Source organism: Pseudomonas sp. H2_D02 (assembly GCF_054677635.1).
This window is the reverse complement of sequence record NZ_CP162816.1, coordinates 950,874-976,661: the sequence shown is the minus strand read 5'-3', so window position 1 is coordinate 976,661 and position 25,788 is coordinate 950,874. Positions and strand designations below refer to the sequence as shown.

The 25,788-nt window shown below is 61.0% G+C and carries 23 protein-coding genes and 2 pseudogenes; 13 read left to right on the top strand and 12 right to left on the bottom strand.

Going from position 1 to position 25,788, the window contains the following annotated elements:
- Window positions 1–3 precede the first annotated feature (3 nt).
- On the bottom strand, window positions 4–711 hold the full coding sequence (locus AB4N42_RS04385) for a FadR/GntR family transcriptional regulator (RefSeq protein ID WP_323154107.1): 708 nt from the start codon (window positions 709–711) through the stop codon (window positions 4–6).
- Between the two features lie 255 nt (window positions 712–966).
- Between AB4N42_RS04385 and AB4N42_RS04380 the strand changes: the two genes are divergently transcribed.
- The 5 genes from AB4N42_RS04380 to ppx all read left to right on the top strand — a co-directional run bounded on the left by AB4N42_RS04380 (window position 967) and on the right by ppx (window position 5,588).
- Window positions 967–1,752, top strand: coding sequence for a transporter substrate-binding domain-containing protein (locus AB4N42_RS04380; RefSeq protein WP_198797518.1), 786 nt, complete (start codon window positions 967–969; stop codon window positions 1,750–1,752).
- A gap of 21 nt (window positions 1,753–1,773) precedes the next feature.
- Window positions 1,774–2,442, top strand: coding sequence for an amino acid ABC transporter permease (locus AB4N42_RS04375; RefSeq protein WP_030138142.1), 669 nt, complete (start codon window positions 1,774–1,776; stop codon window positions 2,440–2,442).
- Window positions 2,439–3,089 (top strand): amino acid ABC transporter permease, encoded by a 651-nt coding sequence (locus tag AB4N42_RS04370; RefSeq protein ID WP_198797519.1) that lies wholly within the window; start codon window positions 2,439–2,441, stop codon window positions 3,087–3,089. The genes AB4N42_RS04375 and AB4N42_RS04370 overlap by 4 nt, the downstream gene beginning before the upstream one ends.
- Complete coding sequence (locus tag AB4N42_RS04365) at window positions 3,076–3,810, top strand: amino acid ABC transporter ATP-binding protein (RefSeq protein WP_030138144.1); 735 nt, start codon at window positions 3,076–3,078, stop codon at window positions 3,808–3,810. Before AB4N42_RS04370 ends, AB4N42_RS04365 begins: the two co-directional genes overlap by 14 nt.
- 275 nt (window positions 3,811–4,085) lie before the next feature.
- Entirely contained in the window at window positions 4,086–5,588 is a 1,503-nt protein-coding gene (ppx, locus tag AB4N42_RS04360) for an exopolyphosphatase (RefSeq protein ID WP_030138145.1), read from the top strand.
- Between the two features lie 111 nt (window positions 5,589–5,699).
- On the opposite strand, the pseudogene AB4N42_RS04355 reads toward ppx, so the two are convergent.
- From AB4N42_RS04355 to hemB, 3 genes and pseudogenes are all read right to left on the bottom strand, one after another.
- Window positions 5,700–6,807, bottom strand: a pseudogene (locus AB4N42_RS04355) (IS481 family transposase); the annotation flags it as partial.
- A gap of 276 nt (window positions 6,808–7,083) precedes the next feature.
- Entirely contained in the window at window positions 7,084–9,300 is a 2,217-nt protein-coding gene (gene ppk1 / locus AB4N42_RS04350) for a polyphosphate kinase 1 (RefSeq protein WP_030138146.1), read from the bottom strand.
- Between the two features lie 17 nt (window positions 9,301–9,317).
- A complete protein-coding gene (hemB, locus tag AB4N42_RS04345; RefSeq protein WP_030138147.1) occupies window positions 9,318–10,331 on the bottom strand; it encodes a porphobilinogen synthase in 1,014 nt (337 codons plus the stop codon).
- A gap of 204 nt (window positions 10,332–10,535) precedes the next feature.
- Between hemB and AB4N42_RS04340 the strand changes: the two genes are divergently transcribed.
- The gene (locus tag AB4N42_RS04340; protein ID WP_030138148.1) at window positions 10,536–11,159 is read left to right on the top strand and encodes a DedA family protein; all 624 of its coding nucleotides are present in this window, start codon (window positions 10,536–10,538) and stop codon (window positions 11,157–11,159) included.
- On the opposite strand, the gene AB4N42_RS04335 is transcribed toward AB4N42_RS04340, so the two are convergent.
- Complete coding sequence (locus AB4N42_RS04335; RefSeq protein WP_030138149.1) at window positions 11,140–12,375, bottom strand: sterol desaturase family protein; 1,236 nt, start codon at window positions 12,373–12,375, stop codon at window positions 11,140–11,142. The genes AB4N42_RS04340 and AB4N42_RS04335 overlap by 20 nt on opposite strands.
- A gap of 121 nt (window positions 12,376–12,496) precedes the next feature.
- On the opposite strand from AB4N42_RS04335, the gene elbB reads away from it, so the two are divergent.
- Window positions 12,497–13,165, top strand: a complete 669-nt coding sequence (gene elbB / locus AB4N42_RS04330) for an isoprenoid biosynthesis glyoxalase ElbB (protein WP_198797521.1) — start codon at window positions 12,497–12,499, stop codon at window positions 13,163–13,165.
- Window positions 13,166–13,201: 36 nt separating this feature from the next.
- Here the strand turns inward: elbB and AB4N42_RS04325 are convergent, their stop codons facing one another.
- Together AB4N42_RS04325 and AB4N42_RS04320 are read right to left on the bottom strand one after the other, a co-directional pair.
- Window positions 13,202–13,657 (bottom strand): YaiI/YqxD family protein, encoded by a 456-nt coding sequence (locus AB4N42_RS04325; RefSeq protein WP_420765126.1) that lies wholly within the window; start codon window positions 13,655–13,657, stop codon window positions 13,202–13,204.
- 114 nt (window positions 13,658–13,771) lie between these two features.
- Window positions 13,772–15,670 (bottom strand): FTR1 family protein, encoded by a 1,899-nt coding sequence (locus tag AB4N42_RS04320; protein WP_217860605.1) that lies wholly within the window; start codon window positions 15,668–15,670, stop codon window positions 13,772–13,774.
- Between the two features lie 312 nt (window positions 15,671–15,982).
- On the opposite strand from AB4N42_RS04320, the gene AB4N42_RS04315 reads away from it, so the two are divergent.
- From AB4N42_RS04315 to AB4N42_RS04300, 4 genes are all read left to right on the top strand, one after another.
- The gene (locus tag AB4N42_RS04315) at window positions 15,983–17,377 is read left to right on the top strand and encodes a COG3014 family protein (RefSeq protein WP_030138153.1); all 1,395 of its coding nucleotides are present in this window, start codon (window positions 15,983–15,985) and stop codon (window positions 17,375–17,377) included.
- Window positions 17,378–17,395: 18 nt separating this feature from the next.
- Complete coding sequence (locus AB4N42_RS04310; protein ID WP_030138154.1) at window positions 17,396–17,767, top strand: YcfL family protein; 372 nt, start codon at window positions 17,396–17,398, stop codon at window positions 17,765–17,767.
- A 148-nt stretch (window positions 17,768–17,915) separates the two neighbouring features.
- The gene (lpoB, locus tag AB4N42_RS04305) at window positions 17,916–18,503 is read left to right on the top strand and encodes a penicillin-binding protein activator LpoB (protein ID WP_030138155.1); all 588 of its coding nucleotides are present in this window, start codon (window positions 17,916–17,918) and stop codon (window positions 18,501–18,503) included.
- A 3-nt stretch (window positions 18,504–18,506) separates the two neighbouring features.
- On the top strand, window positions 18,507–19,250 hold the full coding sequence (locus AB4N42_RS04300; protein ID WP_198797525.1) for a penicillin-binding protein activator LpoB: 744 nt from the start codon (window positions 18,507–18,509) through the stop codon (window positions 19,248–19,250).
- 142 nt (window positions 19,251–19,392) lie between these two features.
- Here the strand turns inward: AB4N42_RS04300 and rhtB are convergent, their stop codons facing one another.
- From rhtB to AB4N42_RS04285, 3 genes are all read right to left on the bottom strand, one after another.
- The gene (rhtB, locus tag AB4N42_RS04295) at window positions 19,393–20,025 is read right to left on the bottom strand and encodes a homoserine/homoserine lactone efflux protein (protein ID WP_030138157.1); all 633 of its coding nucleotides are present in this window, start codon (window positions 20,023–20,025) and stop codon (window positions 19,393–19,395) included.
- 91 nt (window positions 20,026–20,116) lie between these two features.
- Window positions 20,117–20,698 carry a mechanosensitive ion channel family protein gene (locus tag AB4N42_RS04290; protein ID WP_030138158.1) on the bottom strand — a complete coding sequence of 194 codons (582 nt, stop codon included), beginning with the start codon at window positions 20,696–20,698 and terminating at the stop codon, window positions 20,117–20,119.
- The gene (locus AB4N42_RS04285) at window positions 20,698–22,608 is read right to left on the bottom strand and encodes an ATP-binding cassette domain-containing protein (RefSeq protein WP_030138159.1); all 1,911 of its coding nucleotides are present in this window, start codon (window positions 22,606–22,608) and stop codon (window positions 20,698–20,700) included. Before AB4N42_RS04285 ends, AB4N42_RS04290 begins: the two co-directional genes overlap by 1 nt.
- A gap of 50 nt (window positions 22,609–22,658) precedes the next feature.
- Between AB4N42_RS04285 and AB4N42_RS04280 the strand changes: the two genes are divergently transcribed.
- Window positions 22,659–23,123: a TIGR02444 family protein gene (locus AB4N42_RS04280; RefSeq protein WP_030138160.1), complete on the top strand. Its 465-nt coding sequence runs from the start codon at window positions 22,659–22,661 to the stop codon at window positions 23,121–23,123.
- Here AB4N42_RS04280 and AB4N42_RS04275 read toward each other — a convergent pair.
- Window positions 23,120–24,305 (bottom strand): annotated as a pseudogene (locus AB4N42_RS04275) (AlgP family protein). The gene AB4N42_RS04280 and the pseudogene AB4N42_RS04275 overlap by 4 nt on opposite strands.
- 193 nt (window positions 24,306–24,498) lie before the next feature.
- Here AB4N42_RS04275 and AB4N42_RS04270 point away from each other — a divergent pair.
- A complete protein-coding gene (locus AB4N42_RS04270; RefSeq protein ID WP_030138162.1) occupies window positions 24,499–25,164 on the top strand; it encodes an FKBP-type peptidyl-prolyl cis-trans isomerase in 666 nt (221 codons plus the stop codon).
- Between the two features lie 53 nt (window positions 25,165–25,217).
- Here the strand turns inward: AB4N42_RS04270 and AB4N42_RS04265 are convergent, their stop codons facing one another.
- Window positions 25,218–25,676, bottom strand: coding sequence for an Rsd/AlgQ family anti-sigma factor (locus AB4N42_RS04265; protein ID WP_030138163.1), 459 nt, complete (start codon window positions 25,674–25,676; stop codon window positions 25,218–25,220).
- Between the last annotated feature and the right edge of the window lie 112 nt (window positions 25,677–25,788).

Below are 25,788 nucleotides of genomic sequence, written 5' to 3'. Positions count from 1 at the left end.
AGGTCATGGGGCAGCGGGCGTGACAAAGGAAATACCGGTACGCAGCGCAGCGTTACGTACATGTTCCTGCATGGCTTTTTGCGCCGAGGCCGAGGCTCGGCGGGCCAATGCACGAAGGATCTTGCGGTGTTCCTGCCAAGTCTCCATCGCCCGCTCCGCCCTGATGAACGGTAGCTTCTGGCTTTCCAGGAAGATGTCGGCGCTGGCGGTGAGGATGCTCAGCATGGCCTGGTTGCCGCTGGCCAGCAGGATGCGTCGATGAAACTCGAAATCCAGCTGGGCGGCCGCGTCGAAGTCCCCGGCCTTCAGTTCCCGGCGCATGGCCTCGACGTTGTCGTCCAACGCATCGAGTTCATCGGCGCTCAAGGTCACGGCAGCCAATCCCGCCGCGAAACCCTCGAGGGCATAGCGTAATTGAAAGATATCCACAGGCGAGGCCTGGGCCGCGAAGGGCCAACCCGGTGTCGAGTCGCTGCGCGGTTCTTGCGCGGCCGATTGCACGAATACTCCCCGGCCCGGCTGCACGCTGATCATCCCCAGGGCACTCAACGATGAAAGCGCCTCGCGCAGGGACGCCCGGCTCACACCCAGTTGAACCGCCAGATCACGCTGCGAGGGCAGCGCGTCCCCCGGGCCGAAGCCCTCGTCGGCGATCAGTTTACGGATGGCTTGCAATGCCACTTCAGGAACGGCACGAGCGATGGAATTCATGATTTTTTCAGACAAACCGGGCCAGTGAGCGACTAGTTGTAATGCTATTCGCCGTGCCCGGCAAGTCGTGCCCCAGCAGGGTTCGGTGGCAAATGCCAACGCCCGATAAAGGTGCGAAACGCGGCCCAACTGTTCAGACCAGTAAGACCGCATCCCACCAGCAAAACCGTGGCTTTGACCCGATAAAACCCGCCTTGGCATGGCCTGTGCTCTGTCCGATCGCAGAAACCACACCATCGACTGCGGAGATTCACCATGATCCAGCGTTGCAGCGTCCTGCTCACTGCCCTGTTTGCCAGCCTGATGCTTTGCCAGGTGCCCGCCCACGCCGATGGCCTGGAGGATGTGGTCAAGCGCGGCACGCTCAAGGTTGCTGTGCCACAGGATTTCCCGCCGTTCGGTTCGGTCGGTCCGGACATGAAGCCGCGCGGCCTGGACATCGACACGGCGAAGCTGCTGGCCGACCAGCTCAAGGTCAAGCTGGAACTGACACCGGTCAACAGCACCAACCGCATCCCTTTCCTGACCACCGGCAAGGTTGACCTGGTGATTTCCAGCCTGGGCAAGAACCCCGAGCGCGAAAAGGTCATCGATTTTTCCAGCGCCTACGCGCCGTTCTACCTGGCGGTGTTCGGTCCGCCTGATGCCGCCATCAACACCCTGGACGACCTCAAGGGCAAGACCATCAGCGTCACCCGTGGCGCCATCGAAGACATCGAGCTAACCAAGGTCGCCCCCGAAGGCGTCACCATCAAGCGCTTCGAAGACAACAATTCGACGATTGCCGCTTACCTGGCCGGCCAGGTGGACCTGATCGCCAGCGGCAACGTGGTGATGGTCGCCATCAGCGAACGCAACCCCAAGCGCGTCCCCGCGTTGAAAGTGAAACTCAAGGACTCGCCGGTCTACGTCGGCGTGAACAAGAACGAGCCGGCATTGCTCGACAAGGTCAACCAGATCCTCGCCACCGCCAAGACCGATGGCAGCCTGGAAAAGAATTCGCAGACCTGGCTCAAGCAGCCGCTGCCGGCCGATCTCTGACCGTCGCTTGAGAGGCTGAGCATGGCTTATCAGTTCGATTTCCTGCCGGTGGTGCAAAACACCGAGCTGCTGTTGCGCGGTGCGCTGTTCACCCTCGAGCTGACGGCCATTGGCGCGTTGCTCGGGGTCGGCGTTGGCATCGTCGGGGCCGTGGTCCGGGCCTGGAATATCCGTCCGTTCGCGGCGATCTTTGGCGTGTACGTGGAGTTGATCCGCAACACGCCGTTCCTGGTGCAGTTGTTTTTCATCTTCTTCGGCCTGCCGTCCCTGGGCTTGCAGATTTCCGAGTGGCAGGCGGCGGTGCTGGCGATGGTGATCAACCTGGGTGCGTATTCCACCGAGATCATCCGCGCCGGCATCCAGGCGATCCCGCGAGGGCAACTGGAAGCAGCAGCGGCGTTGGCAATGAGCCGCTTCGAAGCGTTCCGCCACGTGGTGCTGTTGCCAGCGCTGGGCAAGGTCTGGCCGGCCCTGAGCAGCCAGATCATCATCGTGATGCTCGGCTCGGCGGTCTGTTCGCAGATCGCCACCGAAGAGCTGAGCTTTGCGGCCAACTTCATCCAGTCGCGCAACTTCCGCGCCTTTGAAACCTACGCACTGACGACGCTGATCTATCTGTGCATGGCGCTGTTGATCCGCCAGTTCCTGAATTGGATCGGGCGTCGCTATATCGCCAGGAGCAGCCAATGAGCGATTTCACCTTCTGGGACGTGGTGCGCAACCTGCTCACCGGCTTGCAATGGACCCTGGCGCTGTCGCTGGTGGCGTTTATCGGTGGCGGCGTGATCGGCCTGCTGGTGATGGTCCTGCGCATTTCAAAAAGCGCCCTGCCCCGCAACATCGCCCGCACCTATATCGAGCTGTTCCAAGGCACCCCACTGTTGATGCAGCTGTTCCTGGTGTTCTTCGGCGTAGCGCTGGCCGGGGTGGAGATTTCTCCCTGGATGGCCGCGGCGATTGCCCTGACGCTGTTTACCAGCGCCTATCTGGCGGAGATCTGGCGCGGTTGCGTCGATTCGATTGCCCATGGCCAGTGGGAAGCCTCCGCGAGCTTGGCCCTCAACCCATTGGAGCAATTGCGCTACGTGATCCTGCCCCAGGCCCTGCGCATTGCCGTGGCGCCGACGGTGGGGTTTTCCGTGCAAGTGGTCAAGGGCACGGCCGTGACGTCGATCATCGGCTTTACCGAACTGACCAAGACCGGCGGCATGCTCGCCAACGCTACCTTCGAACCCTTCATGGTGTATGGCCTGGTCGCCCTCGGCTACTTCCTGCTCTGCTACCCCCTGTCCCTCAGTGCGCGCTACCTGGAAAGGAGACTGCATGCCTCTGCTTAGAATCACCGCCCTGCATAAATACTATGGCGATCACCACGTGCTCAAAGGTATCGACCTGAGCGTCGAGGAAGGCCAGGTGGTGGCGATCATCGGCCGCAGCGGCTCGGGCAAATCCACCCTGCTGCGCACCCTCAACGGCCTGGAATCGATCAACGATGGCGTGATCGAAGTCGACGGCGAATACCTCGATGCCGCCCGCGCCGACCTGCGTAGCCTGCGCCAGAAAGTCGGAATGGTATTCCAGCAGTTCAACCTGTTCCCGCACCTGACAGTCGGCGAGAACGTGATGCTGGCGCCGCAAGTTGTGCAAAAAGTGCCCAAGGCCAAGGCGGCCGAACTGGCGCGGCAGATGCTGGAACGAGTCGGGCTCGGCGAGAAATTCGATGCTTTCCCTGACCGCTTGTCCGGTGGCCAGCAGCAACGGGTAGCAATTGCCCGCGCCCTGGCGATGTCGCCGAAAGTGTTGCTGTGCGATGAAATCACCTCGGCGCTGGACCCGGAACTGGTTAACGAAGTGCTCAGCGTGGTGCGTCAACTGGCCAAGGAAGGCATGACGCTGATCATGGTCACCCATGAAATGCGCTTTGCCCGGGAGGTCGGCGACAAGCTGGTGTTCATGCACCAGGGCAAGGTGCACGAGGTGGGCGATCCCAAGGTGTTGTTTGCCGACCCGCAGACGGCGGAACTGGCGAATTTTATCGGGACGGTCGAGCCCGCCTGATTTTTACTGCCAAGGCACACTCTGTGGCGAGGGGATGTATCCCCGCTGGGCTGCGCAGCAGCCCTAAAGCTGTGAACTCAACCTTCCTGGCACACCGAGTCGCCTGGTTTGGGGGCCGCTTCGCAGCCCAGCGGGGCGGTGCGACGTTTCGCTAAATCCCCTCGCCACGAAGGCGCGTTGCAGCCTGCTCTGGCTCAAGGGTTTGGTTCAGGCGCGTTGGCGTAAGCGGTCGATCGTGGCAGGATGGCAAGGTTATCGACCGAGACTTTTTGACCATGCCGCCATCCCAAGCCAAGAATCTGTCCCTGATCGCTGCCATTGACCTGGGCTCCAACAGCTTCCACATGGTCGTCGCCAAGGCCCAGAACGGGGAAATCCGCATTCTTGAGCGGCTCGGCGAGAAGGTCCAACTGGCCGCCGGCATCGACGAAGAGCGCAAGCTCAGCGAAGAATCGATGCAACGCGGGCTCGATTGCCTGAAGCGCTTTGCCCAACTGATCAACGGCATGCCCCTGGGGGCGGTGCGGATCGTCGGCACCAACGCCCTGCGCGAGGCGCGCAACCGTGGCGAGTTCATTCACCGCGCCGAAGAGATCCTCGGCCATCCGGTGGAAGTCATCTCCGGCCGTGAAGAAGCGCGCCTGATCTACCTCGGTGTTTCCCACACCCTGGCCGACACCCCCGGCAAGCGCCTGGTGGCGGACATCGGAGGCGGCAGTACCGAGTTCATCATCGGCCAGCGCTTCGAACCGCTGCTGCGCGAAAGCCTGCAAATGGGCTGTGTCAGCTACACCCAGCGTTATTTCCGCGACGGCAAGATCACCCCGGCCCGCTACGCCCAGGCGTACACGGCGGCGCGCCTGGAAATCATGAGCATCGAACATGCCCTGCATCGCCTGACCTGGGATGAGGCCATCGGCTCCTCGGGAACCATCCGCGCCATCGGCCTGGCACTCAAGGCTGGCGGCCACGGCAGCGGTGAAGTCAACGCCGAAGGCCTGGCCTGGCTCAAGCGCAAGGTGTTCAAGCTCGGCGAATCGGACAAGATCGACTTCGACGGCATCAAGCCTGATCGCCGGGCGATTTTCCCGGCGGGCCTGGCGATCCTCGAGGCGATTTTCGACGCCCTCGAACTGCAACGCATGGATCACTGCGAAGGCGCCCTGCGCGAAGGCGTGCTGTATGACCTGCTGGGTCGTCATCATCACGAAGACGTCCGCGAGCGCACCCTGGGCTCGCTCATGGAGCGTTATCACGTCGACCAGGAACAAGCCGTACGGGTCGAGCGCAAGGCGCTGCATGCCTTCGACCAGGTGGCCGACGATTGGGACCTGAACGACGGTGTCTGGCGTGAACTGCTGGGCTGGGCGGCCAAGGTCCATGAAGTGGGCCTGGACATTGCCCACTATCATTATCACAAGCACGGCGCCTACCTGATCGAGCACTCGGACCTGGCGGGCTTCTCCCGCGAAGACCAGCAAATGCTCGCGCTACTGGTACGCGGCCATCGACGCAATATTCCCAAGGATAAATTCGCCGAGTTCGGCGACGACGGCATCAAGCTGATTCGCCTGTGCGTGCTACTGCGCTTTGCGATCCTGTTCCACCACATCCGTGGCACCCAGGAAATGCCGCAAGTGGCCCTGCGTGCCGACGGCGATCAGTTGGATGTGATGTTTCCTGACGGTTGGTTGGAAGAGAACCAACTGACCCAGGCCGACTTCGCCCAGGAAGCCGAATGGCTGACTCGGGTGGGGATTTTGCTGAACATTCACTGAGTCCAGCGACAACACAGATATCTGTTTGGTCCGGGGACATGGTGGACACATGTTCGGAGACATGGTGGACAGTTAACGAAGCCGTTTACCTGATATTACGGATCGGACGTTCATGTCAATTTGTGCAACACGATGCCTACCCCAATAGACATCGTGCTTGCCGTCCTCCAAGGTCCTGCGCAAGCCCACACGCTCACCTGTAAAGGCCCGGCCCAGCTTTAACTCCCAGCCGCGCCAGTTGAGTTCTCCGTTAGCCTGGACGGTCCGAACTTCGTCATCGTCGCCGTATTCCAGTTCCGGTAACGCCTCTTGATAGCACAGCTCGCTCTGTCGGTACCGGGAGGCCGGAACGTTGTGATTCAGCGCTTGGTGAGGGCGTTGGTGGTTATAGACTTCCCGCCAGTGGTCAAAGGTTTGCTGAGCTGCGTCGAGGTCAATCAGTGTTCTGTCGGTGAGTAGTTCCGCCTTTAGGCTTCGATGAAAACGTTCGAGCTTACCCTGGGTTTGGGGGTGATAAGGCCGCGAGTGCGACACCTCGATACCTTGGCGCATCAGCCATAGCTCAAGGCCTGTGTAGGCATCTCCCTCGTGTCCCCAAGGTGGCCCATTGTCCATTGTCATGCGACGGGGCAGCCCGTAACGCCGAAAAGCACTGACCAAGTGGCCTTGCACCGTTTCCCTTTTTTCGTTTGCGCAGGCGGCAATTATCAGCGAAAAACGCGAATGATCATCCAGCAAGGTCAATGGATGACAACGCCCTGCACGCATGCCGACATGGCCTTTGAAGTCCATTTGCCAGAGATCGTTTGGTTGAGGATGCTCGAACCGAATGAAAGGTTTAATCAGAGATGCAGCGGGATCAATTCGATCGTTGCGCTTGAGGATGGCGTGCACGGTGCTGGGCGCCGAGCATGACATGGCCTTTTTCTTCAAAGTACCGCTTGATCTTCCGGGCCCCCCAGGCAGTGTGTTCCAGGTTCAACTCCAGAATCTGTTTTTCAGGAGTGGCAGTAGTTTTTCCAGGTGAGGACAGCGGCCGTCGGGACTGGTCAATCAAGCCGGCAGCGCCTTTTTCCTCGAAACGTTTGAGCCACTTGTAGCCAGTCGTTCGGCTAATGCTGTAACGGCGACAAAGTTCTTTTATGTTCGCCCCATCTTGGCGGGCTAAGGAGACGAACTCAGTACGAAGCTGCAAGGCAGACACCTCTTTCCAGGACACACGACATCTCCAGATGATCAATGTGTCGTATTAAAAAGTGTCCACTATGTCCCCGAACAGGTGTTAACCATGTCCCCGGACCAAACAATATCTTGTGGCGAGGGGATTTATCCCCGTTGGGCTGCGCAGCAGCCCCAAAGCCTGGCACCGCGGTGCATCAGCTTCATTGGGTTCAATCTTCCAAGGGCTGCTGCGCAGCCCAGCGGGGATAAATCCCCTCGCCACAGCAAGCTGCCTCGCCACAAAAGCGAAGCCTGCCCCCCAACCGTCGAGCTTTTATCGCACCGCCAACACCGGGTTGCTCAAGCGCTCCAGCAAGGTCGCCTGGGCGCTGCGCGGGTTCTGGTTGCCGGTCGGGGTGTTGCGGATATAGCGGCCATCCGACTGCAAGCTCCAGCTGTGGGTGTTGTCGGTGAGGTAGCTCTCCAGCTCCTTCTTGACTCGCAAAATCAGCTTCTTGCCTTCCACCGGGAAGCAGGTCTCGACGCGCTTGTCGAGGTTGCGCTCCATCCAGTCGGCGCTGGACAGGAACATCTGCTCCTCGCCACCGTTGAGGAAGTAGAACACCCGCGTGTGCTCCAGGAAGCGCCCGATGATCGAGCGGACGTGGATGTTGTGGGAGACCCCGGGGATGCCCGGTCGCAGGCAGCACATGCCGCGCACCACCAGGTCGATACGCACGCCCGACTGGCTGGCCTTGTACAACGCACGGATGATCTTCGGATCGGTCAGTGAGTTGAACTTGGCGATGATGTGCGCAGGCTTGCCGTCCAGGGCGAATTGCGTCTCCCGGGTGATCATGTCGAGCATGCCCTTTTTCAGGGTGAACGGCGCATGCAACAGCTTCTTCATGCGCAACGTCTTGCCCATGCCGATCAACTGGCTGAACAACTTGCCGACGTCTTCACACAGGGCGTCGTCGGAAGTGAGCAGGCTGTAGTCGGTGTAGAGACGGGCGTTGGCGGCGTGATAGTTGCCGGTGCCCAAGTGGGCGTACCGCACGATCTCGCCGGCCTCACGGCGCAGGATCAGCATCATCTTGGCGTGGGTCTTGAATCCGACCACGCCGTAGATCACCACTGCGCCGGCCGCTTGCAGGCGGCTGGCCAATTGCAGGTTGGATTCCTCATCGAAGCGTGCGCGCAGCTCGATCACCGCCGTGACTTCCTTGCCGTTTCGCGCCGCGTCCACCAGTGCATCGACGATTTCCGAGTTGGCGCCGCTGCGGTACAGGGTCTGGCGCACCGCCAACACATGGGGGTCCTTGGCAGCCTGGCGCAGCAAGTCGACCACAGGCGTGAACGACTCGAAGGGGTGCAGCAGCAAGATGTCCTGCTTGCTGACCACGCTGAAAATGTTCTCGCTGTTCTGCAGCAGTTTCGGGATCTGCGGGGTGAACGGCGTGTATTGCAGCTCCGGATGGCTGTCCAGGCCGGTAATGCTGAACAGACGTGTCAAGTTCACCGGGCCATTGACCTGGTACAACTCGGTCTCATGCAGGTTGAATTGCTTGAGCAGGTAGTCGGACAGGTGTTTCGGGCACGTATCGGCCACTTCCAGGCGTACCGCATCGCCATAGCGACGGGAGAACAACTCGCCGCGCAGGGCGCGCGCCAGGTCTTCGACGTCCTCGGTGTCCACCGACAGGTCGGCGTTTCGGGTCAGGCGGAACTGGTAGCAGCCCTTCACTTTCATGCCCTGGAACAGGTCATCGGCGTGGGCGTGGATCATCGACGACAGGAACACATAGTTGTCGCCCGGGCCGCCGACGTCTTCGGGCACACGGATGATCCGCGGCAACAGGCGTGGCGCTGGAATGATCGCCAGGCCGGAATCGCGGCCAAAGGCGTCGATGCCTTCCAGCTCGACGATGAAGTTCAGGCTCTTGTTCACCAGCAGCGGGAACGGGTGCGTCGGGTCGAGGCCGATCGGGGTGATGATCGGCGCGATCTCGTCGCGGAAATAGCGGCGCACCCAGGTCTTGAGCTTGGTGGTCCAATAGCGGCGACGGATGAAGCGCACCTGGTGCTTTTCCAGCTCAGGCAACAGGATGTCGTTGAGAATCGCGTATTGGCGATCCACATGGCCGTGGACCAGCTCGCTGATGCGCGCCAGGGCCTGGTGCGGTTGCAGGCCGTCGGCACCGGCCTGCTCGCGGGCGAAGGTGATCTGCTTTTTCAGGCCGGCGACGCGAATTTCGAAGAACTCGTCCAGGTTGCTGGAGAAAATCAGCAGGAATTTCAGCCGCTCCAGCAGCGGATAGGACTCGTCCAGCGCCTGCTCCAGCACGCGGATGTTGAATTGCAGTTGCGACAGCTCGCGGTGGATGTACAGGCTGCTGTCATCTAGGTTGGGGATCGCAATCGCTGGCGCTGGAGGCACCTCAGGCACGACCGGTGGAGCCGGCTCCAGCTCTGGCGGCGTTTCGGCGACCTGCTCGACCACGGGCTGAGCGTCTTTTACGGCAACTTCTGTGAGTCCTTCGGTATTCATCGCAAGTTCCTGGGAGGCTATTTCTGCTCTCGAAGCAATTGGGCGGCGCGCACGGCAAAGTAAGTCAGAATGCCATCAGCGCCCGCGCGTTTGAAAGCGGTCAGGGATTCGAGAATCACCCCTTCGTTCAACCAGCCGTTCTGTATCGCGGCCATGTGCATCGCGTATTCGCCGCTGACCTGATAAACAAAGGTCGGCACTTTGAACTCATCCTTGACCCGATAAAGAATGTCGAGATAAGGCATCCCCGGCTTGACCATGACCATGTCTGCCCCTTCTGACAAGTCGGCGGCCACTTCGTGCAGGGCTTCATGGCTGTTGGCCGGGTCCATCTGATAGGAGGCCTTGTTGGCCTTGCCCAGGTTCAGGGCCGAGCCGACGGCATCGCGGAAAGGACCGTAGTAGGCGCTGGCGTACTTGGCCGAGTAGGCCATGATGCGCACATTCACATACCCGGCCACTTCCAGGGCTTCGCGGATTGCCTGGATGCGGCCGTCCATCATGTCGGACGGCGCCACCACCTGCGCGCCGGCCTCGGCGTGGGACAGCGCTTGCCTGACCAGCGCATCGACGGTGACGTCGTTCTGCACGTAGCCATCTTCATCGAGAATGCCGTCCTGGCCGTGGGTGGTAAAGGGGTCCAGAGCAACGTCAGTGATCACGCCCAGCTCGGGGAAACGCTCGCGCAGGGCACGGGTCGCGCGTTGGGCGATGCCCTCCGGGTTCCAGGCTTCGGCGGCGTCCAGGGACTTGAGTTCAGCTGGCGTGACCGGAAACAGCGCCAACGCCGGAATTCCCAGCTCGACCCACTCGGCCGCCGCTTCGAGCAGCAGGTCGATGGTCAAGCGTTCCACGCCGGGCATCGAAGCCACCGCTTCACGACGATTCTCCCCGTCCAGCACGAACACTGGCAGGATCAGGTCGTTGGTCGTCAGGACGTTTTCACGCACCAGCCGACGAGAGAATTCATCGCGACGGTTGCGACGCAGACGGGTAGCGGGAAACAGACGATTGGCAGGGGTAAAGCTCACGGCAGACTCCTGAGCCCGCAGACGGGCGAGCGTGACAGTTATAAGCGGCCATTATGACGAACGTATGACAGTTGTGCGTAGGCGTGACCTGTAGTCGCAGTCATTGTCTTCTGTAGGAAATGTTAACGTCGAGACACATTTCGATACTTTCCTGAATGTGCCTGAAGGGTTAGGCTGCGCGTTCATTTCGCCAGCACCCAGACAATGCTCCAACAATTTCTGCATGACTTCGGCTACTTTGCCCTCTTTATCGGGACGTTCTTCGAAGGCGAAACCATCCTCGTGCTCGCAGGTTTCCTGGCGTTCCGTGGCTACATGGACATCAACCTGGTGGTGGTCGTGGCGTTTTGCGGCAGCTACGCGGGCGATCAGCTGTGGTATTTCCTCGGGCGCAAGCACGGACGCAAGCTATTGGCGCGCAAGCCGCGCTGGCAGTTGATGGGCGATCGGGCGCTGGAGCACATCCGCAAGCATCCGGACATCTGGGTGCTGAGCTTTCGCTTCGTCTACGGCCTGCGCACGGTGATGCCGGTGGCCATCGGCCTGTCGGGCTATCCGCCTGGCCGCTACTTGCTGCTCAACGGTATCGGCGCGGCGATCTGGGCCACGGCGCTGGCCGCCGCCGCGTACCACTTCGGCGCGGTGCTCGAAGGCATGCTGGGCAGCATCAAGAAATACGAATTGTGGGTGCTCGGTGCCCTGCTGTTGCTGGGCTTGGGCTTGTGGCTGCGTCGGCGCATCAAGAATGCGCGACTGGCCAGGAAGGTCCTTGAAGCCGAGCGCCAGGAACAGAGCCGGTCCGGCACACCTACGACGCCAAACGAGTAAACCGGCTGCGGCAGCAATACAGCCCGATACCGCTGAGCAGGCAATAGCAGGACACCCCCACCCAGGCCAGCGGACTGCCCGGCCAAAGCCCGGTCATCGGTGCCAGCCACACCAGTGGCAGGCTCGAAGCCAGCCGCAGCAGTTCCAGCTTCAGCGCCCAAGGGCGATTCTCCAGGGCCACGCCCAACACGAACAGACCGAACGCCACCGCGCCCCCACCCAGTATCAGGGCGGCGGCCGGCAGGCGGTGTTCAAGGTTCATCAAATAGCTGCCCAAGGCAATGTAGACGCAGAACTGCAGCGCCACATATCCCTGCTGGCGGCTTTCCAGCGGCACCTCGAACTTGCGGAACTGGCCCAGGTCCGGCTTGTTCAGCGGATACTTGGCCGCGACATCCGCCGGCCGCCAACCGGTGGGCATGAACCAGATCCGCAGCTTGTCCCGCCAGCGCCCGGCCCGCCGCGCATCAGCCCACAATTGCGCATAAAACTGCAGGTTGGCCCACAACGGATTCCAGCTCGCCAGCGGCGTGGTCACGCCAAAGATCACCGGTTCCCGATCATCCTCTTCCTGGAAGCTGCCAAACAGACGGTCCCAAATAATGAACACCCCGCCGTAGTTGCGATCCATGTAGAGAGGGTTCTGTGCATGGTGGGCACGATGATTCGACGGCGTGACGAAGAACCACTCCAGCCAGCCGAGCTTGGGAATGTGCTGGGTGTGGACCCAGAACTGGTACAGCAGATTCAGCGCCGCGACGCTGATGAACATCACCAGCGGCACGCCCAGGACCGCCAGCGGCAGATAGAAAATCCAGCTCAGCAGGAAACCGGTGCTGGTCTGTCGCAGCGCGGTGGAGAGGTTGTAGTCCTCGCTCTGGTGATGCACCGAATGAGCCGCCCAGAGAATATTGCGCTCGTGCCCCATGCGGTGCAGCCAGTAATAACAGAAGTCGTAGAACACGAAGGCGAACACCCAGGTCCAGGCTTTATCGGCAGGCAGCTCGATAATTGCCAAGTGTTCCAACGCAAAAGCGTACGTCACCAGTCCAACGCCTTTGGTCAGCAGCCCCGTCGTGGTCGACAGCACCCCGGTACTCAAGCTGTTGATCGCATCCGCCAGGCGATAGTGGCTCACGCCACGCCAGTGATCGGCGAGCAATTCGACGGCAATCAGCACGAAGAAAAACGGCACGGCATACAGGATGAAGTTCATGACGCGACCTGGGCAGGCAAGGCGGGAGAAGTCGGCAGATTAGGTGTAGCCGCCAGATCCCCCTATGGCAACGAGTGACAAATTAGTAGACATTTAACGCCATGAATCTGGAGAAAAGCCCATGAGCAAAAAAGTTGCAGTGATCCTTTCCGGCTGTGGCGTGTATGACGGCGCAGAGATCCACGAAAGCGTGATCACGCTGTTGCGTCTGGACCAGCGCGGCGCGCAGGTTCAATGCTTTGCGCCAAACATTGCCCAATTGCATGTCATCAACCATCTGACCGGCGAAGAAATGCCCGAAAGCCGCAACGTGCTGGTGGAATCCGCGCGCATCGCCCGAGGCGATGTGAAAGACCTGCGCGAGGCCAAGGCCGAGGACTTTGACGCGCTGATCGTGCCCGGCGGTTTCGGATCGGCAAAAAACCTGTCCAATTTCGCTGTCGAGGGTGCCGGCTGCACTGTCCAGCCGGAAGTCCTGGCGTTGACCGAAGCTTTTGCCGAGGCTGGGAAACCGGTAGGACTGATGTGCATTTCCCCCGCCCTGGCGGCGAAGATCTATGGCCCGGGAGTGAACTGCACCATCGGCACAGATGCCGACACGGCCGCTGCCGTGACCAAGATGGGCGGAAATCACGAGGAATGCCTGGTCACCGATATCGTCGAGGACACCGCGCGCAAACTGGTCAGCACACCCGCCTACATGCTGGCCAGGAACATAAGTGAAGCGGCGTCGGGCATCAACAAGCTGGTGGACCGGGTGTTGGAGTTGACGCACGAGAACGATGCCTGACTTGCCTACCCCTTTCCCACAGGGGATCCACAAGAATCAGGACAAGCGAGCCAACCGCGTCAGGATCCGATCCAGCGCATTGGCAAACCCTTGCTTGTCCCGCTCGCTGTACGCCGCCGGCCCGCCGCCCACATGACCCTGCTCACGCAAGTCGGTGAACAAATTGCGCACCGCCAGTCGATCGCCCATGTTCTGCGCGTCGAACTCCTTGCCCCTGGGGTCCAGGGCAGCGACGCCTTTCTTCACCAGGCGATCGGCCAGTGGCACATCGCTGCAAATGACCAACTCGCCGGGCACGGCATGCTCCACCAGGTAATCATCCGCCGCATCAGGACCGCTCGGCACCACGATCAGCTTCACCAGGGCCAGGCCCGGTTTGATCTGCGGTTGCCCGGCCACCAGCACCACCTCGAACTGGCGCTTCAAGGCGAACTTGACCACCAGCTCCTTCGCCGCCTTGGGGCAGGCGTCTGCATCGATCCATACGCGCATCGAGTGGTTTCCTCTATCTAAAAAGCATCGCGAGCAAGCTCGCTCTCACAGTGACAGCCTACATCCTGTGGGAGCGAGCTTGCTCGCGATTATGAGCGCAGCGAATGCGGCCGTTCAGGAAACCTGGACCCGACGTTTCTCCACCATCCAACTGCGCCCGTACAACACAACGATCGCGGTAATCGCCACAGCCTGGGCCGCCAGCGAATAAGCATCGGCATGAATGCCCAGCCAATCGAAGTCGAAGAACGCCACCGGCCGTGTGCCAAAGATGCCGGCTTCCTGCAATGCCTTCACGCCATGACCGGCGAATACCACCGACAGCGCACACAGCAACGCAGCGTTGATGCTGAAGAACAGCGCCAGCGGCAGTTTCGCCGAGCCGCGCAAGATCACCCAGGCCAACCCCACCAGCAACACCAGGGCCGACGCGCCGCCGGCCAGCACCGCGTTGTGCCCGGCGGGACCGGCCTGCAGCCATAGGGTCTCGTAGAACAGGATCACTTCGAACAGTTCGCGGTAGACCGAGAAAAACGCCAGGATCGCAAAACCGAAACGGCCACCACCGCCCACCAGGCTGCTCTTGATGTAATCCTGCCAGGCCGCTGCGTGACGTCGGTCGTGCATCCATACACCCAGCCACAGCACCATCACGCTGGCGAACAGCGCTGTCGCGCCCTCGAGCAATTCCCGCTGCGCGCCGCTGACATCAATCACATACGCGGCCACTCCCCACGTCGCCAGACCGGCAAGCAAAGCCAATCCCCAGCCGATGTTGACGCTGCGCACCGCCGATTGCTGGCCGGTGTTGCGCAAGAACGCCAGGATCGCCGCCAGGACCAGGATCGCTTCCAGGCCTTCGCGCAGCAGAATCAGCAAGCCGGAGATATAGCTCAACGACCAACTCAAGCCATCGCCACCCAACAGGCCGGCGGATTCCTTCAATTTCGCCTTGGCCGCGTCCAGGCGTTGTTCGGCCTGCGCCACCGGTAGGCCGTCCTGCAGGGACTGACGGAACGCCATCAGGGCCTTTTCGGTGTCCTTGCGCACATTGGGGTCGACGTTATCGAGCGAGCTTTCCACCAGCTCGAAACCTTCCAGGTAGGCCGCTACCGAGAGGTCATAGGCTTGGTCATGATCGCCCGCACGGTACGCCGCGATGCTTTTATCCAATGTGGTGGCGGTGTAGTCGAGCAACTGCCCCGGCCCACGCTGCACTTGTGGCGGTTGGGCGCGTTGGGCACGGAACGTCGCCGCCGCGCCAGGACCTTGGGCAGCCAGGACTTCAGCCGGGGTCTGGCGAGCGAGATCGGCGAGGTTGTACGTCAGCTCGCCTTTAGCCGCGGCCGGATCAGCGCTGAAACTGGCAATGTAAGTGGCCAGGTCCCAGCGTTGCCGATCATCGAGTTGATCGGCGAACGCTGGCATGTCGGTGCCTTCAACGCCCATGCCCAAGGTGTTGTAGATCGCATAAAGACTGAGCCGATCAAGACGCTGGCCGTCACGCAGGTTCGACGGCGGCGGCTCCAGGCCGACGCCGGCCGGACCGTCACCGGCGCCGCTGTCCCCATGACAGACCGAGCAATTCTGCGCATACAGCGGCGCGCCGCGTGTCGGGTCCGGCGTAATGATCGGCGCCTGGCTGACTTCGTACGCTACCGCGAGCCTTGCGCCCAATTGCCGCGCCATGCGAGCCACGTCGCCGCCCTCCTGGCGCTCGGTAATCGCCTTGCGCAAGGTATCGATACCTTGGGCCAACTCAGCTTTTTCCGGCTTGGCTGGCAATTCGGCGATCAAGCCTTCCAAGACCCCGGTGAACTCCAATTGCTCGCGGTATTCGGAATCGTCTATGACCTTCCCCGCCTCGACAGTCGCCGGGTAATCCGCCCCGATGTAATCCAGCAGATGCAGCGCCTTGGGAGCGCCTTCGACGGTATCGGCCAGCAAGTCGGCGCTGCACAGCGCCAACAACGGCAGCGCTAGCCAGGCCAGGAAACGAAACGGGGCAGTCATGAATGACTCTCGATTGGAAATAAGAAGTAACACATTGTTCACTTCCAATGCGCTTGGCTCAAGTGCCTATGTGTTCAAGCAACGCTTTTTCATCGGATATTCACGCTTTGGAGGTGACATCACAAAAACATCATTTAGGGATTAAAAAGCCACTACTCCGACCGAAGCGCTGTTTATAATGCGCCGCCTTCTTATCAACAGACGGCATAAGCGCTCCTCGCTCCGAGGAACCGACGGCGCCCCCAAGGCCTGTCCGTGGATCGCCTCAGCCCGACCCGCACACCCAGGCTGCTATTCAGGGAAGAAATGTTCATGGCATCCCGTGCCGTTTTTTCGGTCGCCCTTGGTGCGATCACCTTGCTGTCCGGCTGTTCAGCCTTCCGCAACTACGACAGTGAGCTGGCCCAGACCAATCAGCAACTGGCCTCCGGCAACGTCGACGCCGCATTGACCCTGTTGGAAAAGAACAACGCCAGCCAGGACAAAGACCTGCTCTATTTCTTCGAAAAGGGTGAACTGTTGCGGGCCAAGGGTGATCTGTCCGGCAGCCAGACAGCCTGGACCAGCGCCGACCAACAGGTCGGACAATGGGAAGACGCGGTCAAGCTCGACACCGCCAAGTACCTCGCGCAGTTCGGCAGCTTCCTGGTCAACGACAAGGTCCGGCGCTACGAGGGCTATGACTACGAAAAGGTCATGCTCACTACGCAGATGGCCCTGAACCTGCTGGCCGTGAATGATTTCGACGGCGCGCGGACGCAAATCAAGAAGACCCACGAGCGCGAAGCGGTGATTGCCGACCTGCGCGACAAGGAATACCTCAAGCGCGAGGAAGACGCCGAGAAGCAAGGGGTCAAGACCGAATACAAGGACCTCAAGGGTTATCCGGTCGCCAGCCTGGACGCGCCGGAAGTGGTCAGCCTGAAGAACAGCTACCAGAGCGCGTTCAGCCACTACTTGGCGGGCTTCGTCTATGAAGCCTTGGGCGAGAAAGACCTGGCTGCGCCGGGTTATCGCAAAGCCGCCGAGCTGCGTCCCAACACCCCGCTGCTGGAGCAGGCCCTGCTCAATCTGGACAAGCCTGCCGCCAAGGGCGACGACAGCGATATCCTGATCGTGGTGCAGAGCGGCCTCGCGCCCTCCCGGGATTCGATCCGCATCCCGCTGCCCTTGCCCATCAGTGGCAACGTGGTGATCACGCCGCTGTCGTTCCCGCTGATCAAGCCGGACACCTCCACCGCGACCTTCGCCCAGATCGGCGTCGACGGCCGTCAACTGGACCTGACCCAGCTCAACAGCACCACCGCGATGTCCCGCCGCGCCCTGCGTGATGACATGCCGGGGATCATCCTGCGCACAACCGTGCGGGCGGTGACCCGTGGCGTGGCGCAGAAACAGATCAACGAAACCAATCCCTTGGCCGGCCTGGCCGTGGGCATTACCTCGGCCGTACTCGAAGGGGCCGACACCCGGACCTGGCGCACCTTGCCGGACTACACCCAAGTGGTGCGGCTGCGCCTGAAGAAAGGTGAGCACCAGGTCACCTTGCCAAGCGCAGTAGGCGGCTCGGTGGTGAAGGTCAAGGTCGATCAGCGTTACCAGGTCATCACCCTGCGAGCGGTGGGCAACCAGGTTTTCGCCGGCGGCCTGGCGGCCCAGGTCATCCCGAGCGCCAATCCCACCGCCATCGCCCTCAAGCAACCCTAAGAACGGAGTCTTGTTCACATGCGTTTAAAACTGATCGCCGTCGGCGCCCTGGCCTTGCTGGCCGGCTGCGCCACCCCACCGCCACCGGAGCCGGGCAGCGCCGCCAGCAAGGTCGTGGCGATGGGCAAGACCAAGAACATCGTGGTCGGCGCCATGCGCGTCGCCCGGGAAAACGGCTACCTGACCGTCAACGTGCAGTTGAGCAATACCAGCTTCAATAACAAGAACATGTACTACCGCTTTGCCTGGCTGGGGCCGGAAGGTTTTCCGATCGCAGAAGAGGAAAGCTGGAAAAGCCTGACGCTGTACGGCGAACAGACCCGCTTCCTGCCGGCCATCGCCCCAACGCCCAAGGCCGTGGATTTCCGCTTGGAAATCAATACCCCTTGAGATGCGAAAAACTGTGGGAGCGAGCTTGCTCGCGATAGCGTTCGTTCAGCCTGAATGGTTCGACTGGTACTGCGCCATCGCGAGCAAGCTCGCTCCCACAAAAGTTTGAGTGACGCCTTATCCTTTATTCAGTTTCGAGAGCCCACACATGTTCCTACGCATCTCCTCCCTCGCCCTCGCCGCCCTGCTCGTCAGCGGCTGCGCCAACAACTCGCCGGTACTGGGCAACAAGAACATCAGTTATGGCGACACCAAGGCCGTGGAAACCGTCACCAATGAATTCGGCTCCACCGACCTGCAGATGATCGCCGAATCGATGACCCGCTCCCTCGCCCAATCCGGCGTCCTGCAGGGTCGCCCGGTGGTTCAGGTCTATGACGTAAAGAACAAGACCAGCGAATACATCGATACCCGGGAAATCACCACCAGCATCAAGACCCAGCTGATGAAGACCGGCGCGGCGCGTTTTGCCAGTGACAACAACGCCATGGACAGCCAGGTCGACCAGCTCAAGTTGCAGAACCAGAGCGGCTTGTACAAAAAGAGCACCGTGGCCAAGACCGGCAACATGATCGCGGCCAAATACCGCATCGAGGGCTCCATCAGCTCCATCGTCAAGCGCAGCGAAGACTACAAGGACGTCTTCTACAAATTCAGCCTGCAACTGATCGACGTCGAAAGCGGCCTGGCCGAATGGATGGACGAAAAAGAAATCCGCAAGACCACGGAGCGATAAGCCATGCGCACATGGATCGGCATGATGGCCCTGGCTTGCGCATTCACTGCGCAAGCGGCCCCAAGAGTCGCGGTGACTGACCTCGCCTATCAGGAGCGTGTGGAGGAGTACATCCACACGGTTTCGGCCCAGAACAATTTCCAGGCGAACGGATACGCCGCCAGCGCCTCGTCGAGCTACGACGAAATGGAGGCCACCAGCAGCTACATCGAACAGGGCGAGCTGCGCAAGTTCACCGGTGATATCAAGGGCGAGATCCTGCGCAGCGGGATGTTCCAGTTGGTGCAGGGCACGCCATATACCGCATCGTCGAAGGGCGACGTCTACGACGTGATCAAGCGGATCAAGGCGGGGAACTTCAAGGGCGCCGACTACGTGCTGTTCGGCACCGTGTCGGACATCGATTTCACCCGCGACATCAACGAGCTGGGCACTGCCGACAGCTACTCGGCGGTGCTTGCCCTGACGTTGGTGGCGGATTTCAGCCTGATCAATACCAAGACCTTTGAAATCACCTCGGCCTTTACCGCCATGGGCGAAGGCCAGGACACCAAGCTGATGAACCACCGGGACGTGCACATCAGCCTCAATCGTCCACGGGTCGTGCGCGAAGTTTCCAAGGCGCTGGGGGAAGACGTGGCGCAGCAGTTGAGCGAACAGCTCGGCGGCCCGATCCGTGAACAGGCCGGCGAACCTGTGCAGCGCAACAGCCTGCCGCGGGATACCGCGCCGGTGATCCTGCGCTGATCAACATCGTTGGGGGTGCTTTTTGTGGCGAGGGGATTCATCCCCGTTGGGGTGCGAAGCAGCCCCAGACATTCTGCGAGCGCTGCGCACTCGAACGGGGATGAATCCCCTCGCCACAGAAGCGTTCTGATACAGGCTTTGACTACACCGCAGCCTTGCGAATCGTCGCCAGCAAACCCGCCGCGCCAATGAACAGCCCGGCAAAGGTCCGGTTCATCCGCCGTTGCTGCTTAGGGGTACGCAACAGACGCAGCACCCTGGACGCCAGCCCGGTGTAGCCGGCCATGACAATCAGGTCGACGCAAACCATTGTCACGCCCAGGATCAGGTACTGCTTGACCAAGGGGGCGTGGGGATCGATGAATTGCGGCAACACGGCGAGCATGAACACCAGGGCCTTGGGGTTGCTGATGTTCACCAGGAAACCGCGGAACACCAGTGCCAGGGGCTTGCCGATGGGCCGAACGGCTGCATCGTCGCTGAGATCACCGGGGATCGCCCGCCATTGCTTGATACCCAGGTAGACCAGATAGGCCACGCCGAACCATTTGATGGCGTAAAACGCGGTGGCCGAAGCGGTGAGGATCGCGCCGACGCCTGCCGCGACGATCGCGATTTGCAACGCCAGGCCCAATTGCAGGCCCAAGGCATTCCAGTAGCCACGCCAGAAGCCGTACTGCAGGCCACTGGACATCGAGGCAATGGCCCCGGCGCCCGGCGAAAGACTGATAACCCAACAAGCGGCGAAGAACGCCAGCCACGTTTCTAGCAACATTGCACACCTCAGCTCGGATCCGTCGAAACGAATAAGCTAATGCGCCGCCGTTGGGATAACCACCGATTTTTTCGTGCACCAGCAAATAAGGCTATTCGACGAACCCGCCAACCGGAAACGCTTCGCTGCCGCGCCAACGGCGGACCGAGCGCTGGAAGAACAACGTATTGGGCACTTGCACCATTGAGCTTCCGGTCCCGAGCTCCTCGGGTTCGATCAACGTTGTGTAGAGCAGATTGATCGCCACCACCCGGCCCTTGATGCCTGGCTTGTCGGTGGCTTCCACCAGCTCGACCACGTCACCGAGGCGGAACGGCCCGACGGTGTAGATCAGAATGGCGCACAGCAGGTTCGACAACACGCTCCAGATGGCGAAGAAGGCCACCGCCGCCACGGCAACGAACCCCGACAGGGCCGTCCACAGAACCGTGGCCGAAACGCCCAGGCGCTCCAGTGCCACCAGCACGGCGCTGCCCATGATCAACCAGCGCAGCACACCGCGCAGGATGATGACCAACTGGGGCGGCAGCGGGTAGCGCTCACCCAGGCCCGTGAGCGCACGCGCCACGAAACGCTGGGCCACGTAACCTACCAGCAAGATCAGCAGGACTTGCACACCGAGCCAGATCGGCTCGATCCACATGACAGGTATGGGCAAGGACAACGCTTCCATCAGGACAGCGCCTCCAGCTCCGCTTGCAAGTTTTCCAGCAACTCCAGGGCCTGCATCCACGCCTCCTCAAGCTCCGCTTCCCGAACCTTCAGCCTGGCCTGCTCAGCCAGCAAGTCACGCAGCTCATCTTTGCGCGCTGCCTCGTAGAGACCACTGTCACCCAGGCTGGTTTCGATTTTCTGAAGTTTTTCATGGAGCTTGCCCAACTCGGCCTCGAGCTTGTCGGCCTCGCGCTTGTGTGGCGCCAGTTGCTGACGCAACGCCGCGGCGGCCTGACGCTGGGCTTTCTTGTCGGTCTTGTCCGGATTGACCGGCGTGGTGCTGACCGGTGCGTTGCGCTGGCGATAGTCCACCAGCCAGCGCGCATAGTCTTCAAGGTCACCGTCGAACTCTTCGACTTTACCGTCCGCGACCAGGAAGAAGTTGTCAGTGGTGCTCTTGAGCAAATGCCGGTCGTGGGACACCACCAGTACCGCACCGCTGAACTCCTGCAACGCCATGGTCAGCGCCAGGCGCATTTCCAGGTCCAGGTGGTTGGTCGGTTCGTCGAGCAGCAGCAGGTTCGGCCGGCCCCAGGCGATCAACGCCAGCGCCAGGCGAGCCTTTTCACCACCGGAGAAGTTCAGCACCGGTTCGTCGATACGCGCCCCGCGGAAATCAAAACCGCCGAGGAAATCCTTCAGCGTCTGCTCGCGCTCGGTCGGGGCCAGGCGCTGCAGGTGTAGCAATGGGCTGGCCTTGGCGTCGAGGGAATCCAACTGATGCTGGGCGAAATAGCCGACCACGGTGTTTTCACCGCGTGTCAGGCGCCCGGCCAAGGGCTCAAGCTCGCCTGACAGATTCTTGATCAAGGTCGATTTACCGGCACCGTTAGGCCCCAGCAGACCGATCCGCGCGCCGGGCGTCAGTTGCAACTTGACCTTCTCCAGCACGGTTTTGTCGCCATAGCCCAGTCGCGCATCGGACAGGTCGATCAGTGGGCTGGAAATCTTCGACGACTCGCGGAAGACAAAATCGAATGGCGAATCGACATGGGCCGCCGACAGCTCTTCCATCCGCTCCAGCGCCTTGATCCGGCTCTGCGCCTGGCGGGCTTTGGTGGCCTGGGCCTTGAAGCGAGCGATGTAGCTTTCCATGTGCGCGCGCTGCGCCTGCTGCTTCTCGTAGGCTTGTTGTTGCTGCGCCAGGCGCTCGGCCCGAGCCCGCTCGAAGGCACTGTAGCCGCCGCGATACAAGGTGAGCTTGCGCTGGTCGACATGGGCGACGTGATCGACCACGGCGTCGAGGAAATCTCGGTCGTGGGAGATCAGCAGCAGCGTGCCGGGATAGCCCTTGAGCCAGTCTTCGAGCCAGATAATGGCGTCGAGATCCAAGTGGTTGGTCGGTTCGTCGAGCAACAGCAAGTCCGACGGGCACATCAGGGCTTGCGCCAGGTTCAGGCGCATCCGCCAGCCGCCGGAGAAATCCCCGACCTGACGGTCCATCTGTTCGTTGGTGAAGCCCAGGCCGGCCAGCAATTTACGAGCGCGGGCGTCGGCGGTGTAACCGTCGGCACTGTCGAGCTCGGCGTGCAGGCGGGCTTGGGCGCCCCCATCATGCGCGGCTTCGGCTGCGGCCAGGTCACGCTGGACTTGACGCAGGCGCACGTCACCGTCAAGCACGTAATCCACCGCCAGGCGTTCGAGGGTATCGACCTCCTGGCGCATGTGGGCGATGCGCCAATCGGCCGGCAGGAAGCAATCGCCGGAGTCCGGGTGCAGCTCGCCACGCAGCAAGGCGAACAGGCTCGATTTGCCGGCGCCGTTGGCACCGATGAGGCCGGCTTTGTGGCCGGCGTGCAGGGTCAGCTCGGCGTCTTCTAGCAGACGTTGCGGGCCACGCTGTAAAGTCAGGTTCTGAAGTCGAATCATAATGGCGGCGGAGTCTACCAGCTTCGCTCGCAACTGGCGCGAGTAGCACGATGTCCTCTGATCTGTGGAGCTTTTCCCTCGACCTCTACGCCAAGCCTGGCGTGGAGCCCGCATGCCTGGCGCTACAGGCAGCCGGCGCAAATGTCTGCCTGCTGCTCTGCGGGCTATGGCTGGAACAGCGTGGCGTGACGTTCGATGAACAGCGGCTGGAGCAACTTCGGAACCTGGCGGAACCGTGGGATGAACAGGTTGTACAGCCATTGCGGGCGCTGCGCATTCAATGGAAAGAGGCTGCCCTGGAGGATGCAAGGCTCAATGGCCTGCGCGAGCAGATCAAGCGACTGGAGCTGGAAGCCGAGCGGCAACTACTCGAGCAATTGGAGACAGTGACCAAGGACTGGCCGAAGGAACGACAAGCGGGCGCGGGTCAATGGTTGCAAAGCGTGGCGGGAAACGCCGGCCGCCTTCACCACGACGCGCTGCATCAGCTGCGCGTCGCGGTGTCCGACACTTAGGAAGCGCGGGGTGGAGTGCTGCCCGATGCCGCGGTAACGCTCGGATTCACAGCCGGTGCTCGGCGTGCTGGCCGTTGGCGCGGGAGTCGCCGTAGGCGCAGGCGCTGGCGCTGGCGCGGCAGGCTTGGCAACCGGAGCAGTCGCTGGTTTTGCAGCGGCAGGCTTTTTCACGGCAGGCTTGGTCGCTGCTGGTTTTGTGGTGGGTTTGGCAGCGGCCGGCTTGGCCGTTACTGGTTTGGCCGCCGCAGGTTTCACTGCTGCTGGTTTGGCTGCTGCTGGTTTCGCAGCAGGTTTCGCCGCAACCTTGGCAGGCGCTTTGGCTGCAGCTGGCTTGGCGGCCGATTTCGCTGCAGGCTTGGTCGCTGGTTTGGCCGCAGCGGTTTTTGCCGCAGTTGACTTGGCTGCTGCAGGCTTCGCAGCAACTGGTTTGGCAACGGCTTTAGTGGCAGGTTTGGCAGCGGCGGTCTTCGTCGCGACGGGCTTGGCAGCAGCGGTTTTGGCGGCTGGCTTGGCGGCGACTTTTGCAGCGGGTTTGGCGACAGCAGGTTTCGCAGCCGTGGCTTTCGCAGCAGGCTTGGCCGCCGTCTTGACGGCCGGCTTGCTCGCCGCTGGTTTTACTGCACTGGCAGCAACCGGTTTTTTAACAGCAGGTTTGGCAGCTGGCTTGCTGGCAGCTTTTGCCCCAGCCTTGGCGGCTGGCTTGACGGGCGCCTTGGCTGGCGTTTTTGCAGCGGCAGGTTTAGCCACGGGTTTCTTGGCCGATACAGCGGCAGGCTTCGCAGCACGAAGGCTCAGTGCCTTGCCTACGGCTTCCTGGACGCGACCGACACCCTGGGCCAGTTTCAGGCTTTCCTGTGCGTCACGCTTGAGCTGCAGGATGTAGGCGCGGGTTTCGGACTGACGATCCTTCAGGGAGTCGAGCAGGTCTTCAAGTTCTTTCACGGCGTCTTTTGCCTTGGCTTGTGCCTTGGCCTTGCCAGCGGTTGCCGCGTCTTGCAGTTTGGTGCGCGACTTGTGCAGTTTTTCCTGCGCCTTGCCGCGTTGTTTTTCCAGCTTGGCGAGCAGTTTTTCAGCATCAGCCAGAGCTTGGGAGCAGGCATTTTCCAGATGCTCGAGCAAGCTGCCCGACAGTTGTTGGAGCAAGTGCAACGGAGTGTTTACAGGCTTCTTGGTGGCCGACATGGTTTACCTCCTGACTGACGTGAGTGCGGCTCATACTAGACCTCTGCTGCAACCGCCGCTAGGGCATGTTGACACTACACATGGCGTTGCGTTGCAAGTCGCAAAAAATCTTCTGCGGCATTGCCACGGCCATGCACTTGCACAGATATCGACACTGGCATAATCCCTCGAATCGAGGCCGGAGTAAGCACACATGTCGCGTCACCTTTTTCTACTCTTTTGCTTGGTCTTCCCTATGGCGCAGGCCGCGGAGAAAACCAACGCAAACGATGCCCACGACTTGGCCTACAGCCTCGGCGCGAGCCTTGGCGAACGCTTGCGCCAAGACGTGCCCGACTTGCAGATACACGCCTTGGTCGAAGGCCTGCAACAGGCCTATCTCGGTAAGCCGCTGGCCCTGAAGGACGAGCGCATCGAACAGATCCTGGCCGAACACCAGGCGCAACTGACCGCGCAATCGGCATCACCCGAGACCCAAGTGGCGTTGAAGACCGAGCAGAAATTTCTCAACGATGAAAAAAGCCGGCCGGGTGTGCAACAACTGCCGGATGGGATCCTGCTGACCGAACTCAAGCCCGGCAACGGCAGCAAAGCCGGCCCTCACGGCAAGGTCCAGGTGCTGTATGTCGGTCGGTTGCCGGACGGCACGGTATTCGACTCCAACCATCAAGCGCAGTGGTTCAACCTCGATAGCGTGATCGACGGCTGGCGCAGTGCGTTGCCGCAGATGCCGGTGGGTGCGAAATGGCGGTTGGTGATTCCGTCGGCGCTGGCCTACGGTGCCGAAGGTGCAGGGGATGTGATTCCGCCTTTCACGCCACTGGTGTTTGAAATCGAATTGCTCGGCGCGACGACCTGAAGCAAAAAAAAACGGTGCGCAATGCGCACCGTTTTTCGTTTACCGCGAATCCCTCAAGCCTGGACCGCAGCCTCTTCCTTATGGGCGTTGTGCAACACTTCGATCAGGCAGTCTTCCAGCTCGAAACGCTCGTGGAGCAAGCCACCCAGCTCCTTGAATTTTTCCGCCACGCATTTGCCTTCGTCGCAGAGATCATTGAAGGCCAGCAATTTTTCGGTGATGACGTCGATGCGCGGATAAATCGTGTCGGCCAACTCCAGGCCACGCTTGTCGTTGAAGGCCTTGGCCTCGCCCGTCAGTTGTTCGTATATCTCGAAATGACCGGCAGACACATAGTCGACCAGCACACCGCAGAAATCCTGCAAGGGTTTGCGGCTTTCGCTCAGGGCTTCAGGCTTGGCGCCGAGAGCATCATAGGCCCGAACCAGTTCGTGACGCTCCTGCAACCAGCGGTCGATCAGCAGATGCACCCCACCCCAGCGTTCCTGAGCATTCTGACAACTTTCGAGCATGGTGATTTCTTCCCTTCTGAGTCATGCCCCTCGCAGCCTGAAACACACCTGGATGACCAGGAACACGCCAGGTACAACATGATCGAGTGGCACAATTCCAATGATACGTGCG

Bases quoted from the DNA above. Each gene is read 5' to 3' on its own strand.
- AB4N42_RS04270 (WP_030138162.1), top strand. From the start codon at position 24,499: ATGTCGCGTCACCTTTTTCTACTCTTTTGCTTGGTCTTCCCTATGGCG.
- AB4N42_RS04280 (WP_030138160.1), top strand. From the start codon at position 22,659: ATGTCCTCTGATCTGTGGAGCTTTTCCCTCGACCTCTACGCCAAGCCT.
- AB4N42_RS04375 (WP_030138142.1), top strand. From the start codon at position 1,774: ATGGCTTATCAGTTCGATTTCCTGCCGGTGGTGCAAAACACCGAGCTG.
- AB4N42_RS04300 (WP_198797525.1), top strand. From the start codon at position 18,507: ATGCGCACATGGATCGGCATGATGGCCCTGGCTTGCGCATTCACTGCG.
- AB4N42_RS04335 (WP_030138149.1), bottom strand. From the start codon at position 12,375: ATGAACTTCATCCTGTATGCCGTGCCGTTTTTCTTCGTGCTGATTGCC.
- AB4N42_RS04285 (WP_030138159.1), bottom strand. From the start codon at position 22,608: ATGATTCGACTTCAGAACCTGACTTTACAGCGTGGCCCGCAACGTCTG.
- AB4N42_RS04370 (WP_198797519.1), top strand. From the start codon at position 2,439: ATGAGCGATTTCACCTTCTGGGACGTGGTGCGCAACCTGCTCACCGGC.
- ppx (WP_030138145.1), top strand. From the start codon at position 4,086: ATGCCGCCATCCCAAGCCAAGAATCTGTCCCTGATCGCTGCCATTGAC.
- AB4N42_RS04320 (WP_217860605.1), bottom strand. From the start codon at position 15,670: ATGACTGCCCCGTTTCGTTTCCTGGCCTGGCTAGCGCTGCCGTTGTTG.
- AB4N42_RS04385 (WP_323154107.1), bottom strand. From the start codon at position 711: ATGAATTCCATCGCTCGTGCCGTTCCTGAAGTGGCATTGCAAGCCATC.
- rhtB (WP_030138157.1), bottom strand. From the start codon at position 20,025: ATGTTGCTAGAAACGTGGCTGGCGTTCTTCGCCGCTTGTTGGGTTATC.
- lpoB (WP_030138155.1), top strand. From the start codon at position 17,916: ATGTTCCTACGCATCTCCTCCCTCGCCCTCGCCGCCCTGCTCGTCAGC.
- elbB (WP_198797521.1), top strand. From the start codon at position 12,497: ATGAGCAAAAAAGTTGCAGTGATCCTTTCCGGCTGTGGCGTGTATGAC.
- AB4N42_RS04310 (WP_030138154.1), top strand. From the start codon at position 17,396: ATGCGTTTAAAACTGATCGCCGTCGGCGCCCTGGCCTTGCTGGCCGGC.
- AB4N42_RS04265 (WP_030138163.1), bottom strand. From the start codon at position 25,676: ATGCTCGAAAGTTGTCAGAATGCTCAGGAACGCTGGGGTGGGGTGCAT.
- AB4N42_RS04380 (WP_198797518.1), top strand. From the start codon at position 967: ATGATCCAGCGTTGCAGCGTCCTGCTCACTGCCCTGTTTGCCAGCCTG.
- AB4N42_RS04315 (WP_030138153.1), top strand. From the start codon at position 15,983: ATGGCATCCCGTGCCGTTTTTTCGGTCGCCCTTGGTGCGATCACCTTG.
- AB4N42_RS04340 (WP_030138148.1), top strand. From the start codon at position 10,536: ATGCTCCAACAATTTCTGCATGACTTCGGCTACTTTGCCCTCTTTATC.
- ppk1 (WP_030138146.1), bottom strand. From the start codon at position 9,300: ATGAATACCGAAGGACTCACAGAAGTTGCCGTAAAAGACGCTCAGCCC.
- AB4N42_RS04365 (WP_030138144.1), top strand. From the start codon at position 3,076: ATGCCTCTGCTTAGAATCACCGCCCTGCATAAATACTATGGCGATCAC.
- AB4N42_RS04290 (WP_030138158.1), bottom strand. From the start codon at position 20,698: ATGGAAGCGTTGTCCTTGCCCATACCTGTCATGTGGATCGAGCCGATC.
- AB4N42_RS04325 (WP_420765126.1), bottom strand. From the start codon at position 13,657: ATGCGCGTATGGATCGATGCAGACGCCTGCCCCAAGGCGGCGAAGGAG.